Origin of the sequence: Desulfovibrio gilichinskyi, assembly GCF_900177375.1 — a bacterium.
Lineage (GTDB): Bacteria > Desulfobacterota > Desulfovibrionia > Desulfovibrionales > Desulfovibrionaceae > Maridesulfovibrio > Maridesulfovibrio gilichinskyi.
Window position 1 is genome coordinate 109,473 of sequence record NZ_FWZU01000006.1, and the last position, 15,496, is coordinate 124,968.

Here is a 15,496-nt window from a genome sequence, read left to right on the forward strand (position 1 = left end):
AAGCTCATCTGTGATCAAACGTATGCCTGATCAACCATATCCAAAAACAGTGATCCACTGTTTCACGACTTTTTAGGAGGCAAAAACAAAATTAACGTTTTTGCTTACAAAGCGATAATCTCTAATATGCTTTCTTGTCAATAATGTTCCATCAAAATACGTATAAAAATTAGAACTTATTTACCATCAAGCAGTTGTTCAAGGTGAACTCTTGCGTACTCAAGACCTGGCTCCAGTTCGAGAGCAGTTCTTAAATATTCAGCAGCTTCTTCAGTCTCGCCCATAAACTTATAACATAGTCCCAAATTAGCTAAATCGGAAGCGGAACCGTTATCTATGGCCAGCGCTGACTTAAAGTCTTCGGCTGCAATAGAGTAATCACCTGCTTTAAATTTAGCAACTCCGCGCAGATTAAAATACTCCTTAGCTTCATTATCAAGTTCAATAGCACGATCAAGAAAAGGAGTCACTTCATTCCACCTTTCCTCCAAAGACATGGCATAGGCAGTATAGAATGCTGATAACGCCTTTTCTTCGTTACCGGGCTGCTCTTCGATCGCCAAAGTGAACATATCTGCGGCTCTTGAAGTATCACCGCTGCGCAGAGCAAGCATCCCTTCAAAAAACGGAATAAAATAATCATCTTCATAAATATCTGAAATAACGTCCAAACCTTCACCGGCGAGATCTATAGCGACCTTTTCAGACAAAATCCGTCCGACAAAAAGACCTAAACTTGCATGCGGAGTGCGTTCTCTGAAACGAAATCCCGGTACAAAATTATAGTTGGCAGAGACGCCTAAATCAGGATGAGTGATATCAACGGTGTAAAGCGTATAATCTTGATCATTCAGCCCCGTAGCAAGCGTCATGAGTTCATCGTAGATATCGGCATGTTCTACGGTCGGGAGACTGTCCAGCGGTACGCGAGCCCCTTTGACAAGCCAGTCAGCCTGATCCAGTTCTGTAAATTTAGGAAGCCCGGAAGCTTCATAAACACGACCGGTTTCAAAATCACCGGCAAGCTGAGCAACTTCAGTGAATGCCCTTATTGCAGCTTTTGACGGACATGAAGAAGTTCCGGCAGTGAACACAATCTCACTCATTCCCGGAAAAGTTGAAGGGTCCCAAGCTGTCACTGCTACAGTCGGTAGCGGCATTCCTAACGAAAAATCATTTATGATGTATTTGATTCCGTTATCTTCAAAACACTTGCACAGATTTGCAAGAACAGGGTCCGTACACGAGGAAGGATCAATACATGGAACATCTTCCCTGTCCCGGTCAATAACAGCGCAAACATGCCTTTCGACAAGCTCGCTGCTGCCTTGAAGAACAGATTCTTCAGGAGTGTTGCCAGCGGACGAGCCATTAAATTCATTTAAAATTTTAAACCAGTCCAGTGGAACATATTCTGTTTCTCCGGTGAGCACATTAAGAGCCGGATGAAAATGCCAGCGCACTAAATCAAGAATGACTCTTGCTTTGGCAGGTTCCATTTCTTCTTCAACAGACTGAAGGATCTTTTCAATCGAAATAACTTTACCGGGCCAAAGTTCTTCAGCTTCACTATATGTTGCAAGAGTAAAATTTTCAGGATTATTCCAGAAGCTGAAAAAACTGAATCTTTCCACAAGTTCCATTAATGCAGAGGCTTCCGCCTGTGAAACCGAAGCACCCTTCCCCATCTGCTTCCGGGTAGGCATTATCGCACGCGCGGCAGGTCCGCATTCACTGATGAAAACCGGAATTCCTAGCCGTCCGGTATCGATTTTGCGGGTACATCCGAGTACACCTTCGCATTTCTGTTCCAATAATTTTTTAACACGTGAAACAGTTTCTTCTGGTGAAACAGCTTTATCCTGATCAGTAGTGTAAGCTTTCGGACAGGATTTAAGTTTAATCATTTTTACGAGCTCCCATTTTTATAAGAGAAATGAGGGTCTTCCCGTCATTATCATCTCCGGCAAAAGGAACTTCCTGCCGCATTAAACGGTATTCTTTTTTAGCTTCTTCAAAAAAAAGTCGCCCCGCACGCTTTTTATCCATTGCAAGCAAAGCTTCTGACCCAGCGTCCCTACTGATGTGCTTATCTACAAAATGATAAAAAGGAATTTGGATACTTTCCTGATAAAGGACTTCACAACCTATAATATAATTAAACTTTTCACCCAGATCATCATTACAGAAATCGACTTTCTTTACGGTGATTTTATCATCGAGATTATTACGGAGAGCATTAAGACGGCAGAAAAGCAGTGCATCGTCATCAATATCAGATAAGACGACATTATAGCCGCGACTGGCCGCGACAAGACCGCAGAGCCCACCGCCGGCTCCGACTTCTAGAAAAGTTGCATTTTCAACAGGCGAAAATTTAAGGAGATAAACACCGAGAACCATGCAGGAAGGCCAAATTTTAGCCCACAGTGGCAGATCAATTTTTTTACCGCCTCTCGCCTTATCAATCAGCCGATCCAGATAAGCAGGCATATCGACAACTTGAGCCACCTCAATTGTTTTCACGCCAAGTTTAACAGTCTCAAATTTTATTGCACCGAATTTATTACGGGCTGCCGCAAGCAGTTCATCGAATGAAGATTCAGGATTTAAGGCTATATTATTCAAGGATTTCCTCCTATGAAAGTTCGATTCTATTTTTTGTGTGTCAAAAAAAAGGACAGGCAAATTCTACTCATGACTAGTATAGATAAACATTATCTGCGCGAAAAAGGAGTAATCATTAACGACAAGACGGTCAACACCCTGTCTTGCGGTGAAGTAAAAAAGAAGGTTTATATTTTAAAAAGGCACAAAAAAAGGGTCGGTCATTACTGACCGACCCTGAATTCTCTTGGAGCGGGAAACGAGATTTGAACTCGCGACTTCAACCTTGGCAAGGTTGCACTCTACCACTGAGTTATTCCCGCAAGCTGGAGGCGACATCCGGATTTGAACCGGAGAATGGAGGTTTTGCAGACCTCTGCCTTACCGCTTGGCTATGTCGCCTAAGAAAAAAAAGATGGAGCGGGAAACGAGATTTGAACTCGCGACTTCAACCTTGGCAAGGTTACACTCTACCGCTGAGTTATTCCCGCTCACAAAAAGCGAAGCAGAACTTAACCCTTGAGTTAATCTCTGTCAACAACTTTTTTTCTTTTTTTTGAATTTTTCTTTAAGTTCAACCTGCTTAGCTATGCTTAATGCAAATAAACTTAAATCAAAAATTTTCAATGAACTAATTGCGTCAACCGAGATCAGCTTTTAGGACAGCCCAAAACTTTTGTCAACCGATTTATATTTTTAATTTATTTATATTTTTAATAACATTTGCTACAGTTTCACTTTACTTTTTAACCTTCTTTGCGATAAGACCTTTCATCTTTAAAAGCTTAATGTTGTCGATGTAATTATTTAAATAAACTTCTCCAAGAAGGGAGGTTAACGATATGGACCAGAAAGACTTAGCATTTTTCCGCGAATCTCTGAATCAAAACCTTAATGAGATTTTGCAGAAAGGACAGGAAACTATCGAAGATATGACAGAGTCCGGCGAAACATACGCTGACCCTGCCGATCGTGCTACGGCCGAATCCGATAGAGCTTTTACTTTGCGCCTAAGAGATAGAGAACGTAAGCTCATTAAAAAAATTCAAAAGGCGATTAAACGTATTGATGACGGCGACTTCGGTTTCTGTGTTTCATGCGGAGATGACATCTCAATTGCTCGCCTTAAAGCTCGTCCTATGACAACTCTTTGCATTGCATGTAAGAGTAAACAGGAAGAGGAAGAACAAAATCGCGGAGACTAATCTTCCGGATAACACCTAATGGACGCACACTTCTTCCGTGCCCTGACACGTGAGCTTGAGGAAAACCTTAAGGGACGCAGGGTAGAAAAAATATTTGCTCCGGCTGACGGAGTATGGACTTTTGCGCTCCAATCTACAGGTGGAAAAGAATTCTTGCTATTCAGGCCCGCCAAATCGGTGGGCCTTTTTTTTATTTCAAAGGTAAAACCGCTCAATCCTGCAAACCCGACCGGCACAGTAATGTGGCTGCGAAAAAGACTTTCAGGCCGAAGGATATTTGAAACAATCCATGACTGGGTTAATCTTCGCGTGGCATTCACCCTTTCTCCGGGAAGAGAACCGGGCAGATACAGATTCCTTTTATTTGATATGAAAAAAGGAGTTTCTCTTGTTCATGAACTCCCCCAAGACTTCGCGCAACCGGTAGACTGGCCTTCGTTTGCAGATATCCAGGATACCGCTGAAATCTGGAAAGAATTCCCGCACATTTCTCCCCCACTGCGCAAGGCTCTGAGTAATCTGACACCTCCAGAAGCTCAAAAATTACTGGATAAGCTTAAGAATGGAGAAGCTGATACTTTTTACCTTACAACTGAAGGTAAAGACGAGTTAATGCCCCCACGCGTATGGCCTGACTCAAGCTCAAACCAACAGATATTTTCTTCCGCCATTGAAGCCGCCTCAACTTATGGAGAAAAAGTGCTATTTCCGACCATGGAACGCCTTGAGAATTCAGAAGACAAACAGGCTCTTAAATCCGGCAAAAAAAAATTCAAGAAAGTGATGGATAGAATTGCTGAAGAAGAAGCCAGACTGCACACACTTTTAAGTCGAAAAATCGAAGCACAGGCTCTCCAAGCAGAAATGTACCGCCTAAAATCTTTGAGAGAACTTGATAAAGTTACGGTTACACATCCTGAGCTCGGTAAAATGGTCGTAAAGCTGGACCCTACTCTTACTCCCGCTGAAAACATGACTAAAATTTTCAAGCTTTCGGCTAAAGCTCAAAGAGGGCTTAAGCATATGGAACGCAGAAAAGCAGAAGTCGAAGCTGAGCAGGAAGAATTTCTACAGTCAAACCTGTTGCCGCCTTCAAACAATGACAAAAAAAAGACAAACATTGAAATTCCTAAAAAATATAAGGATATCGCAGTTGGTCTTTTTGTGTCTTCAGATGGGTTTCTTATGATACGCGGAAAAAACAGCAAAGCAAACCATGACTTACTCAGTAAGGTTTCATCTGTTTTTGACTATTGGTTCCACGTCGAAGGGGGACCGGGATCGCACGTTATATTGAAGAGAGATCACCCGGGGCACGAAGTGCCTGAAACAACTTTTAATGAAGCAGCAACGCTTGCAGCTATCAAAAGTTACAGGTGTGACGATTCAAAAGCGGATGTAATGTGCGCACTTGTTAAGGATGTTCGCAATAGAAAAGGAGCGGCTCCGGGGCAGGTTGCCGTGGATAATGTCAGCCGGGTTCTGCACGTAAAAATTGACCATTCGCTTGAAGAATCTCTAGCAAAAAAATAATCTGATTTTCAAACCGGACAGCAATACAACTAAGCCGTTTTCGAAAGCGTAGACTGATTAAGCATTGCAAGGACCATATTCTGCTCCTGCGTTAAACGCTCAGTCACGCTATTTTGTACCGCACCTGTCGAAGATGCAAACTGGTCCTTACGCTCACCGTAAATCTCTTTAACAAGTTCAGATGGAAAGCCTTTTTCCGTAGCCTGCGACGACAGTTTATTAAGTGCCCGCGAAATCATGTTGGAAGCTCCGGTAGCCCCGTGCTGGACTGATGTGCTCCAAAGCACTTCACGAAGAGGTCCCGGCAACTTATTAACATCAATGCCGGTCTGCTCCAGGATTTTCTTAACAGCCGGGTCGTAATGGCTGCTGCGAATAAAATCATGTTGCATCTTTTCAAAATTTACAGGATCTTCCGCGGCTATCTTACGCCATTCATCAGGCATTCTGCCGCGTTTGGACCCAGTATTTGCCGGACCGGAAAGTTCAAGTCTTTCGGCGAGTTCAGGATTTTTATTCTTCAAAAAATCTATAAACTGTTCCATTGAGCCTGTGTTGGATGCAATTTGATATTTCCCGTATGAGGTTCCGCCCACGCGGTCATACCCTATGGCGGAGACTCCTTGAGATCCTGACTCAAATTTAGCAGAAAGTTCTCCTGCAACTTCAGGTTCAGCAGGAATTGACATATTTTTGACAGAATTTAAATCAAAAGAGTTGGTAATAATGCCATACTGATTCGCTGAAAGAGCTGATTTACCAACTCTGTTTTTATGCAAACCTTCAATTGAATTCAAAGTTGTCAGAGCCTCAAGCATCAGAGCATTGTTCATAACACCCATATCCATTCCCTGTCCGGAATACCCTTCGTCATCCCGGTTGTCAGAGAACATGCGCCCTGCCGCAGCCATCTCCATATCAAACCCCCCTGCTTTATCTTTCAAAGCCGCAAGGTTGGACTTACTGGCCGCAGCAGTTCCTGAGGAATTCCCGAGCATCTTCATTACCGATGCGATATTATCATTAATATTGGTCATGGCTTTTCCCTCTGTCAAAAAATATTATTTCAATATCAGGGATGCACCAAGTATACCAACATTAAAAAAACTTTTAATACTTACTTTTTCTTGCTCTTTTTAGTCTTCTTACCTTTTTTACCCTTACCGCCTTTGTCGTTGTCCTTATCCACTTCTCCATACGCGAATAATTCACGTTTCCGCTTTTCAAAAACAACTGCGGCTTTGAACGCCGAAAGAGCTAAAGCTAAGATGCTAAGGATAAGGATTAATCCTTTTTGAAATTCCCATTTCTGCCGAATGATCATATCAATCAGGAAATTCGAATGAACATTTGTGGAATAATAAACAAGTAAAGGAATGCAAAGCAACGCCAATCCCAAAAAAATTACTTCCAGCCAGATAAAGTTCCGACCAAGAAGCATGATAAAAAGAGTTGAATCTCTGACAACCCGTAAAGTAACTAATCTTCCTTTTAATTTTCTGAGCCTGTCTTCAATCTGAATCAAATATTTCTGTGTTTTTCTAAACGTGTCAGCAACATTTAAAGATTGCGACTTGATCCAATGAATCTTTGTGGCGCAATAATTAAAATCACCATTAAACTCTGTGAGCAATTTAGGAAACGGAAACCATGAAGCTTCTCCGCGAATTTCTATAAGTTGGTCTCTGAAAATTTCTATTTTTTTATTAATAACCTTAATTTCATACTCAACTCTTTTTTCAATCTCTTCTTTGAGTTTGGCAATTCCGGTAATAAGATGGCTGAAAGCAACATAATTTTTAACTTTGGCCAGCCTGCTCATTCTCTCCATAAATTGTGCTGCATCGGCAGCAAATTCATGACCGTCCTCAAACCACTGTGAAATATCAGCCGAAAGCGATTCAATTCCGGAAGCAACTTCTTTAGCATTCGCCTCAGCAGTATCCCATAACCCGCCAAGAGCCTGAAGAATAATCATTCTACCCCTGTCAAGTTCCGGATCTATCAATATTCGGTTGAAAAAATGAGGCTCTTTACTGATAATATCTGTAAAATAACTGATAGCCTGTTCGGAAAAACCCATTTTAACCATGCATATTGCTCGACGATATTGAGGCTCAAGCCAGTTCGGACAAATACTGAAAGCTCTTTTATACAGATTACTGGCAGCACTGAAATCTCCGCTGACCTCCTGCAATCTGGCCTGCAAATATGAAAAATATGCCTGCTGTAATGGAGAAAAACACAATCTTTCAGCTTCCTGCCAATAGAAAGCCGCCTGCTCTGTTTCGCCGAGTTCCAGTTGGAGAAAACCCATTAAAGACCTAGGCTGGTAAGCTCGGCTGAACCTTATCATGGCATTCTTAACAAGAACTTCAGCTCCATTTAAATCTCCGCTTACTAAAGATTCAAAAGCCGACCAGATAAGTTCCCCCTCTTCAGGACTCTGTTCATATATACCGCTAGGCCATTCTTTACCCCTTGTCCGCCAAACCATATATAATGTACGGAGCTGAGAAACAGAATTAATACTGAAAAGAGCGTTGGTAATGATACTTTCGTAGCTGCTGCCTGAGTTCAAAAGTTTAGTGAACTCTGCAACTATATTTTCTTTCCCCTGCATTCCAACATCAATGCTCTGAAAACCTTCCGTAAATTTATCACTGTTTATTGCTGCAAGCAGCTTCCATACATTTTGATCAAGTCCTTGCAATGCTCTACTCGGGCACTCTACTGTCGTATGATTTTTCATACCGCAATAAAAGCAATCAGCATGTTCACCGATTGAAACTCTACGTGATATCGTAACGTCCATAGAGTCAGAACCGCTGTTCTCAAAACCTTTATTAAGGCTTATATTGCACCAGCCCTCTAAACTTTCCTGCTCACTTCCGAATCTTACTTCATTAATAGCAAAATCTTTACCAAGAAGATAAGCATCTCTGTATCTTAGATGAGGACAATCCGGTGTAAGTTTATCCCAATCCAAGCTGATTTTTCGTATAACTTCTTCATTAAAGCTCATCCCTTTTTGAGGGATTAAAGCCATAACTGTCGGCCAGTAACTGATATCCTCGCCTTCTTTATTTCTTACTTTACTTATAAGAATTAAAAGATCACGTAAAAAAGTTCTAAGCAACGATAACGACGGAACAGGGAGTATCACGCGCACTTCAGAAGTAATATACTGGATGCCGAGCTTTTGTAACAACACCTGTATTTCAGAGAAAAAGGATCTCCACCCTTTAATAAAATCCTTGTCCGAAGGATTTCCCACCGGAATTAAAATAAAATACCAATTCTGAAGCGACTCATATCCCAGACCTTGATCAGGTATTAATTTCAGCCAGCCTGATTTCGAAAGGCCGCTTGGAGATCTCTCGGCCTCAAGGTTCAACCCGGAAATTGTCTTCACCTCAGCACTTAACTGCGGGTGGACCAGAACTTCAAATTCATTGGGAAGAGCCACTTCTTGATTTGTAAATTCATCGGAAACATTCAGCGAAAGATTCAATTTGTAATCTACCAACAAAGTGGCCGGCATAAGCTGGGCAAAAACAGGCATCGGATTAAGTTTTGACCAGATTTGCAACCTCGACAAAACACGAAACACATCATTACTGAAAAAAAACCAGTACGACTGATTTGTTCCTTCCTTCATCAGCATTCCGCCAAAATCGCTCATGCTGCGTGAAACGGAATCGTCAAGAGTCCCTCCCCACACCATCCATACACCGTAACCGCGATTAACCATTCGAGAATGGCTGACAACTGGAAGATTTTCAAATAAGCTGGCAATCTGATACAAAACAACAACTCCTTACTCACCGGAGAGATTATGGACATTTCAAAAAAAATTGCTGAACTCAAGCAAGATCCAGAATTTGCTAACAACGTCGGAATGATTTTAATTCATAATGGAATCGTCCGCGGCTGGTCCCGCGATTCACACGATGAAGTTTCAGGAATAGAAATTAAAGCCGACTATGCAAAAATTAAACAAATTAAGGCTGAACACGAAAAATTTCCAGGTATCTATAAAATTGTTGTTGAAGCGAATGAAGGAACATTCAAACCCGGCGATGATGTCCTTTTTCTCATTGTTGCAGGTGATATCCGCGAAAACGTCAAAGCCTGTCTTGCTTCACTGCTCGACAGAGTAAAATCTGAAGCTTTCAGCAAAAATGAAATAATGGCTTAAACGGTTTGTTCAAAAGAGATTCGGCCCAAGCAGCTCATACACAAATGCGGTGAATGACAACCGGATCTCTTTTGGGCAATCTGTATGTAAGCAACTATTCTTGCACAGGAAGAATCTCTATCGGTATTACTGCCTGTCCTTCTAAAACATTTTTGACCATTTGTTCAACCTTTTCAGCCTGCTCAAACTTTCCACGTTTTTTACAGCCACCCACAAAATACCCTGCTTTGCGCTGCAACTCCACCTTGGCAAGTTCAAGTTCTTCTAAGCTTAACTCATTGCAATGCAATAACTTTATAATAGAATAAATTCTATATAAATCAAAACATGCAACACTATTTGTAAGCTGGTCCGGGCGTCCGCCATACTTAATGGTCAATTTGTCTTCCAGCAAACCTACCGGAAATTTAAATCCGGACCTGATCCATAGATCATAATCTTCGCAAGCGGGCATATTTTCATCAAACGGCCCTACACTGTCCCAGAATTTTTTATTAAACATTGCGCATGACGGGCTGATCAAACACGTTTCAAGAGAACGGTCAAAAAACATTCCTGATGGTTTCGCATATTTTTTACTTTGATTTACCCTTTTATCATTACGAACCCAAATTTCATTTGTCTGACTTATATCTAAGTTTTCAGACCTCATAAATGCAAGCTGCATTTCAAGTTTTTTAGGTAACCATTCATCATCTGAATCGAGCAAAGCTATATACTTTCCAGTTGATTCTTTTATCGCCAGATTACGGGCAGCAGAAACACCTCTGTTTTCCTGAAACAAAACTTTTATACGTGAATCAGTATATGTTTCGAGTGTCTGCGCAGTGTCATCTGTTGATCCGTCATTTACGATCAAACATTCAAAGTCAGTAAAACTCTGCCCTAAAACTGACCTTACAGCCCGGCAAAGCATTTCAGAGCGATTATAAGTAGGTATAATAATAGATATTTCTGGAGAATAATTATTTTTATCAACTGACATTCACGTACCTTCTTTTAAAAAAAATCTTTATAATTCAAACTGTCAGGTGTACATGTTATTAGCAAACAACATAAAGCCTGTGACGGATATAGTCCGCTGAACAATTTTAGCAGATATTTCACCTTATAATATTGTTATCGGACCTTTTTACTTGACTCTTTAGTTAACGGATTGTCATCTACCTTCATGCGAATTTTTCAAGTCATAAACGTCCGCTGGTTCAATGCAACCTCATGGTATGCCCTCTACCTCAGTAAATTACTGCAGGATGCCGGGCATGATGTTCTCGTCATCACCGTTCCTGATACTGAGACGGAAGAAAAAGCTCGAGAAATGGGTCTTAATGTTGAGACAATTGAGCTGAATTCAACGCACCCTATAAAACTTGTTAAAGCATGTGCAAGGGTTCTTTCTCTCGTCCGCAGCCATAAACCTGATATCGTAAACTGCCACAGAGGAGAAGCTTTCTTCTGGTGGGGAATTCTCAGGAAAACAGGACTTGGCTTCAAGCTAGTCAGGACCAGAGGAGACCAGCGTCTTCCACGAAATGACGTTATCAACCGCTATCTGCATTCAAATATAGCCGACGCTGTTGTTGTTACAAACAAGCGCATGGCTGAACATTTTCTTAAAAAAATGGAATTAGCAGAAAAAAGCCTCTGGCTTATACATGGTGGCGTAGATACTGCTAAATTTAAGTTTACCGAACAGGGAAGAAATAAGACACGCAAGCAATTCGGGTTTACTGAGGACCATATTGTCATCGGCCTTCTCGGACGTTTCGACAGAGTAAAAGGTCAGCGTGAACTTATAGAAGCGATTGCCAAAATCCGTCACAATTCTGAGAATGAGAACATAAGACTTTTCTTGATGGGATTCCCGACAGCTACAAGCAGGCATGAAGTAGATTCATGGTTAAAGGAAAACAAAATCGAGGATATCACGAAAATAAGTGGTAAATGTGATGACATCTCAGCCTGCATTTCAGCGATTGACCTCGGAGTAATAGCCTCACTATGGTCTGAAACAATAGCAAGGGCCGCTCTTGAAATAATGGCTTGCCGCCGGCCTCTTATCTCCACGACAGTAGGAGTTATGCCGGACCTGCTTCCTGAAGAAGCACTGGTTGAACCTGAAAATGTTTCTGCACTGGCAATAAAGATTGAAGAAGTGATCAGTAATCCTGAAATGAGAAAAAGTTTACTTGGAGCTCACGCTAAAACAATGTCCCAGCTTTCCGGGACCGGCTTTTTAAAACGCACTCTGACTCTTTATCAGGGATTGCTGACAAAGAACTGAGAGATCACTAAAAACTGTAAAAATTACTCAGGACCGAAAGTGGAACGGATTCTATCCAGTTGATCAGCAACTTCATATATAGTCCGGGCATATACCATTGAGTGATTGTAGCGGTAGATAACTTTTAGTTTTTTATCTTTGCTGAGCGAGTTTTTCCAGCCATGCCTTTTAAAAAAATTAGCCATACTTTCCAGTGCATCGGCCTTATCAAACAAATCGATTCGCCCATTCATGTCACCGTCAACAGCATAACTGAGGGCTGTAGTCGGCATAAACTGGCAAATGCCAAAAGCACCGTAAGGTGACCCCGGTATTTCAGACGGATTAATCGAGTTGGCAGACGAAAATTTTAAAAGTGCTGACAATTCTTTATAAGCCCAGTCTGCCTTCTGCTTAGTTCTTTTTCTAAGCCATTCCATATCTGCGGGACTAAGTTCAGCAGAATCTAAATCTTTTAAAAAAGCCGCAGGATCCGGGCTGGCTGCCATATTCGCAAGATTACAAAACGCCGGAGAAGTTCCTAGTGTATGGCCGAGCTTTGTTTCAACAAGTAACAAAGCAACTAATATAGACGGAGAAACATCATATTTTTTGTCTATTTTAGTAAGAATTTCATAATGTTCACGTAAATATGAATATGCACCTGCTAACAGGATTGCTCCAACATATCTTTCATCAAACTCTTTCTCACGGGCAACTTTTTCAGCAGGTGGTTCGAACCTGCGCTGAAGCAGCACTTTCATCTTCCGGACCATCATTTCAGGATCATACTTAACAGAACTGACAGAAAAAACAGTTTCAATATATTCTCTGCTAAATCCGTCAGTAACGAGTCTATCCTTCAAGGGGGACCATGCTTCATGCGGATCAGTTGAATTTGCAACAGGTGTTGCAGCAAAACCGCAAACTGCAGTGCTAATTACAAGCAGAAAACAGAGAACCGAGATCGTCACAAGACTTTTAAATTTAGAAGTCATAATTCCTCATTATAATCTATTCATCGAAACATTAGCCATTTCTTCTTCAAAATCATCATCGATATACTTCGCGTATTCCGCAACTTCATACTGTTTGCCGCAAGACCTGCAGCACAAATAAACACCTGTTCAGCTGCGCAGAGAATACACTTCTCCCCCGCAAACTTTACAAGACATACCCGGCTTTGCAGCTTTATTAAAGCCTCTAAAGCTGGATGAAAGCTTTCGCCCGCCGCTCATAATTCCCCCTGTGTTACTACTGTGTGAAACCGAACATAGACGGCTTGACCATAACAAAAAAGCCGGGTTCCTTAAAGGAACCCGGCTTTTAAATAATATTTTATCTACTTAACTTGTCTTAAGCGAAGGGTTTTTAACACCCATTGCAACAAACAGTCTTGCAAGTGCAACCTGATAATCCGACAAAGCTTCAATCAGCTGTGCTTCACTGGCACTGAGTCTTGACTGAGCATTAAGAACATCGTTGTTTGTACTGACTTGAGCCTGATAGCGGGCCATCTCCATTCTGTATCCTTCACGTCCGGATTCAACAGACTTACGACCAACCCTGATTCTATCCGCTGCGGCCTTAAGACTCAAAAGCTGATCTTTAATTTCATAAGAAGCTTCAAGTCTAGTATTATCATAATCGGCCTTAATTTTATCTACAGTCTCTTTAGACTTCTGAACATCATAATATGTTTCGCCCCAGTTAAAGAAATTCCAGTTAACATTAGCACCGACATCCCATGAATCGGGACGATTTTTATAATTATACCTATTTGTACTTACGGAAGGATCACCACCGGCACTGTTATAATTAAAGTCAGCGGTGAGTTTAGGGTAAAAAGAACTTTCAGAGATTGTTACATCTTCTTCTGAAATCTTAACAGCTTTCATGGCAATACGCAGATCAGGACGATCCTTGTCAGCTCTCACAATGCACTGTTCCAAAGTCATTGAGAAAGGCAGATAAGTAAGTTCTCCGGTGTAATCAACCTTTTTATCAAGTGGAAGGTTAAGTAATGTATTCAATCTGGCAGTCTTTGAAGCAACAGAGTTGTTTGCTTTAAGAAGAGACTGTTCGGCCGTGGCAAGTTCAACTTCAGCCTGCAGAACATCTGCTCTTGGTCTAAGACCGACCTGATAAAAAGCCTGAATAACACCTAACTGAGATTGAAGTCTGGCAACTGAATCCTGATTACTTTTTACTTCCATCCGTCCTTGCAGCAATGTCAAAAAGGCTTCCTGAATATTTCTGATCAAAACAAGTTCAGCATTATAAAGCTGAGCATCACTCTGATCTCTTTGAAGCTTGGTTTTCTGATATTTTGAAAGAAGTTCAAATCCCATGAAAATAGGCTGACTGACATTAATTCCAAGTCCCCATTGGTCCTGATATGCGGAAGGAGTAGAACCGGATCTGGGCTGATCGCTTGAGTGTGTATAACCATAGCTCATCGACATTCCGGCTCCGAACTGACCGCGCTGTGACTTAACACTGCTTTCGGAAGCCATAAGCTGTTTGCGTGCAGCAATAATGGTAGGGTTCTGATTAAGACCCATCTCAACGCACTCTTCAAGAGAAAGAGTTAAGTCGGCACTCTTTTCAGCAGCCACAGCCTGCGGGACTTGAGTTGTCGCCTGCTCCATTGAAACAGGAGCCTCAGCCTCCCCAAGTTTGCTTTCACCCGGAAGCTGCTGAGCAAAAGCAGATGTAACTGCTGCAAGTAAGAAAAATAATGTAAAGAAAACTGATCTGTTGCGTTTCATTCTATCCGTCCTAAAAGTACATGTTATTTATAGTTTAATTCTAAAACCTGAAATCAAACTCTATATAAATGTTCTTGACAATGGAATCAAGAAACATTTTGTAAGTAAACACTATGCACTTGCTGCACAATCCGCAGTATCACCCTGCAATTTATCAATAGCATGTTTAATAGCTGGTATAACCGCTTCTAAACTCTCTTTTACAGCTTTAGGGCTTCCTGGTACATTTATTATGATGCTGTCACCCAGCGTTCCCGCAACGCCTCTGGAGATCATAGCGTGCGGAGTTTTAATAAGACTTGTTGCAGTTATAGCTCTTTCAAAACCCGGCAATCTCTTTTCAATAACGGCAAGAGTCGCTTCAGGGGAAACATCACGCGGTCCGACACCAGTCCCGCCGGTAGTTATAATAAGGTCAAACCTGCTCGTATACGCAAGGTGCATCAGCAGTGATTTCAAATCACCATACTCATCAGGAATAAGAAAACCGTGCACAGCCGAAACAGGCAAGGCATCGCTGATAATTTCTGCGATCATTGGACCGCCCTTATCTTCCCTCAGTCCAGCTGCACCTTTATCACTAAGAGTCACATATGCAACAGAATACCCTGTTTTCTCAATTTTTAAATCGATAGATCCAGTCTCAGGAAGAACATCAAGAATTTCGGCAACCCATGCTTTGGCTCCAGGCACTCCGTCTATCCATGAACCGGAAACAACCCTGAGCAAATCACGCCCTTCACAGACAAGTCTCATTCCTGCGCGCAGTTTACCGGCTTCCTTCGAAACTTTAATATACGGACATCCCTGCGGAAAATGATCGCTGCGACCAAGGTAAATACGGCTGCCTACACGGAGATTACCTGCAGAAGAAAAATCACATTTAACCATAATAATACTCCTTAAAATACTGCTG

The 15,496-nt window shown here is 41.7% G+C and carries 13 protein-coding genes and 3 tRNA genes; 4 read left to right on the forward strand and 12 right to left on the reverse strand.

What is annotated here, in order from left to right; all coding sequences use genetic code 11:
* Positions 1-176: 176 nt before the first annotated feature.
* From B9N78_RS16540 to B9N78_RS16565, 5 genes are all read right to left on the reverse strand, one after another.
* Positions 177-1,907: a YcaO-like family protein gene (locus B9N78_RS16540; protein ID WP_085104339.1), complete on the reverse strand. Its 1,731-nt coding sequence runs from the start codon at positions 1,905-1,907 to the stop codon at positions 177-179.
* Positions 1,900-2,628: a class I SAM-dependent methyltransferase gene (locus B9N78_RS16545; protein ID WP_085104341.1), complete on the reverse strand. Its 729-nt coding sequence runs from the start codon at positions 2,626-2,628 to the stop codon at positions 1,900-1,902. The genes B9N78_RS16540 and B9N78_RS16545 overlap by 8 nt, the downstream gene beginning before the upstream one ends.
* A gap of 227 nt (positions 2,629-2,855) precedes the next feature.
* A tRNA-Gly gene (locus B9N78_RS16555) sits at positions 2,856-2,930 on the reverse strand.
* A gap of 4 nt (positions 2,931-2,934) precedes the next feature.
* Positions 2,935-3,009, reverse strand: a tRNA-Cys gene (locus tag B9N78_RS16560).
* A 14-nt stretch (positions 3,010-3,023) separates the two neighbouring features.
* Positions 3,024-3,098: transfer RNA gene (locus B9N78_RS16565), tRNA-Gly, on the reverse strand.
* A 351-nt stretch (positions 3,099-3,449) separates the two neighbouring features.
* On the opposite strand from B9N78_RS16565, the gene dksA reads away from it, so the two are divergent.
* Positions 3,450-3,812: an RNA polymerase-binding protein DksA gene (dksA, locus tag B9N78_RS16570; protein WP_085104345.1), complete on the forward strand. Its 363-nt coding sequence runs from the start codon at positions 3,450-3,452 to the stop codon at positions 3,810-3,812.
* Between the two features lie 18 nt (positions 3,813-3,830).
* Positions 3,831-5,345 (forward strand): NFACT RNA binding domain-containing protein, encoded by a 1,515-nt coding sequence (locus B9N78_RS16575; RefSeq protein ID WP_085104347.1) that lies wholly within the window; start codon positions 3,831-3,833, stop codon positions 5,343-5,345.
* Positions 5,346-5,374: 29 nt separating this feature from the next.
* Here the strand turns inward: B9N78_RS16575 and B9N78_RS16580 are convergent, their stop codons facing one another.
* A complete protein-coding gene (locus B9N78_RS16580; protein WP_085104349.1) occupies positions 5,375-6,382 on the reverse strand; it encodes a VgrG-related protein in 1,008 nt (335 codons plus the stop codon).
* Between the two features lie 80 nt (positions 6,383-6,462).
* Complete coding sequence (locus B9N78_RS16585) at positions 6,463-9,153, reverse strand: tetratricopeptide repeat protein (RefSeq protein ID WP_085104351.1); 2,691 nt, start codon at positions 9,151-9,153, stop codon at positions 6,463-6,465.
* Positions 9,154-9,183: 30 nt separating this feature from the next.
* On the opposite strand from B9N78_RS16585, the gene B9N78_RS16590 reads away from it, so the two are divergent.
* Positions 9,184-9,546 carry a molybdenum cofactor biosynthesis protein MoaE gene (locus tag B9N78_RS16590; protein WP_085104353.1) on the forward strand — a complete coding sequence of 121 codons (363 nt, stop codon included), beginning with the start codon at positions 9,184-9,186 and terminating at the stop codon, positions 9,544-9,546.
* 94 nt (positions 9,547-9,640) lie between these two features.
* Here B9N78_RS16590 and B9N78_RS16595 read toward each other — a convergent pair whose 3' ends face one another.
* On the reverse strand, positions 9,641-10,531 hold the full coding sequence (locus B9N78_RS16595) for a glycosyltransferase family 2 protein (RefSeq protein WP_085104355.1): 891 nt from the start codon (positions 10,529-10,531) through the stop codon (positions 9,641-9,643).
* Between the two features lie 186 nt (positions 10,532-10,717).
* Between B9N78_RS16595 and B9N78_RS16600 the strand changes: the two genes are divergently transcribed.
* Positions 10,718-11,830, forward strand: a complete 1,113-nt coding sequence (locus B9N78_RS16600; RefSeq protein ID WP_085104357.1) for a glycosyltransferase family 4 protein — start codon at positions 10,718-10,720, stop codon at positions 11,828-11,830.
* Between the two features lie 23 nt (positions 11,831-11,853).
* On the opposite strand, the gene B9N78_RS16605 is transcribed toward B9N78_RS16600, so the two are convergent.
* The 4 genes from B9N78_RS16605 to B9N78_RS16615 form a co-directional block, all read right to left on the reverse strand.
* A complete protein-coding gene (locus B9N78_RS16605) occupies positions 11,854-12,807 on the reverse strand; it encodes a lytic murein transglycosylase (RefSeq protein ID WP_085104359.1) in 954 nt (317 codons plus the stop codon).
* Positions 12,808-12,816: 9 nt separating this feature from the next.
* Entirely contained in the window at positions 12,817-13,047 is a 231-nt protein-coding gene (locus tag B9N78_RS18475; RefSeq protein WP_263008861.1) for a dual CXXC motif small (seleno)protein, read from the reverse strand.
* Positions 13,048-13,155: 108 nt separating this feature from the next.
* Complete coding sequence (locus B9N78_RS16610; RefSeq protein WP_085104361.1) at positions 13,156-14,580, reverse strand: TolC family protein; 1,425 nt, start codon at positions 14,578-14,580, stop codon at positions 13,156-13,158.
* A 111-nt stretch (positions 14,581-14,691) separates the two neighbouring features.
* Positions 14,692-15,471 (reverse strand): MogA/MoaB family molybdenum cofactor biosynthesis protein, encoded by a 780-nt coding sequence (locus B9N78_RS16615; protein WP_085104363.1) that lies wholly within the window; start codon positions 15,469-15,471, stop codon positions 14,692-14,694.
* Positions 15,472-15,496: the final 25 nt, after the last annotated feature.

Bases quoted from the DNA above. Each gene is read 5' to 3' on its own strand.
- B9N78_RS16595 (WP_085104355.1), bottom strand. From the start codon at position 10,531: ATGTCAGTTGATAAAAATAATTATTCTCCAGAAATATCTATTATTATA.
- B9N78_RS16590 (WP_085104353.1), top strand. From the start codon at position 9,184: ATGGACATTTCAAAAAAAATTGCTGAACTCAAGCAAGATCCAGAATTT.
- B9N78_RS16610 (WP_085104361.1), bottom strand. From the start codon at position 14,580: ATGAAACGCAACAGATCAGTTTTCTTTACATTATTTTTCTTACTTGCA.
- B9N78_RS16580 (WP_085104349.1), bottom strand. From the start codon at position 6,382: ATGACCAATATTAATGATAATATCGCATCGGTAATGAAGATGCTCGGG.
- B9N78_RS16600 (WP_085104357.1), top strand. From the start codon at position 10,718: ATGCGAATTTTTCAAGTCATAAACGTCCGCTGGTTCAATGCAACCTCA.
- B9N78_RS16540 (WP_085104339.1), bottom strand. From the start codon at position 1,907: ATGATTAAACTTAAATCCTGTCCGAAAGCTTACACTACTGATCAGGAT.
- B9N78_RS16615 (WP_085104363.1), bottom strand. From the start codon at position 15,471: ATGGTTAAATGTGATTTTTCTTCTGCAGGTAATCTCCGTGTAGGCAGC.
- dksA (WP_085104345.1), top strand. From the start codon at position 3,450: ATGGACCAGAAAGACTTAGCATTTTTCCGCGAATCTCTGAATCAAAAC.
- B9N78_RS16575 (WP_085104347.1), top strand. From the start codon at position 3,831: ATGGACGCACACTTCTTCCGTGCCCTGACACGTGAGCTTGAGGAAAAC.
- B9N78_RS16605 (WP_085104359.1), bottom strand. From the start codon at position 12,807: ATGACTTCTAAATTTAAAAGTCTTGTGACGATCTCGGTTCTCTGTTTT.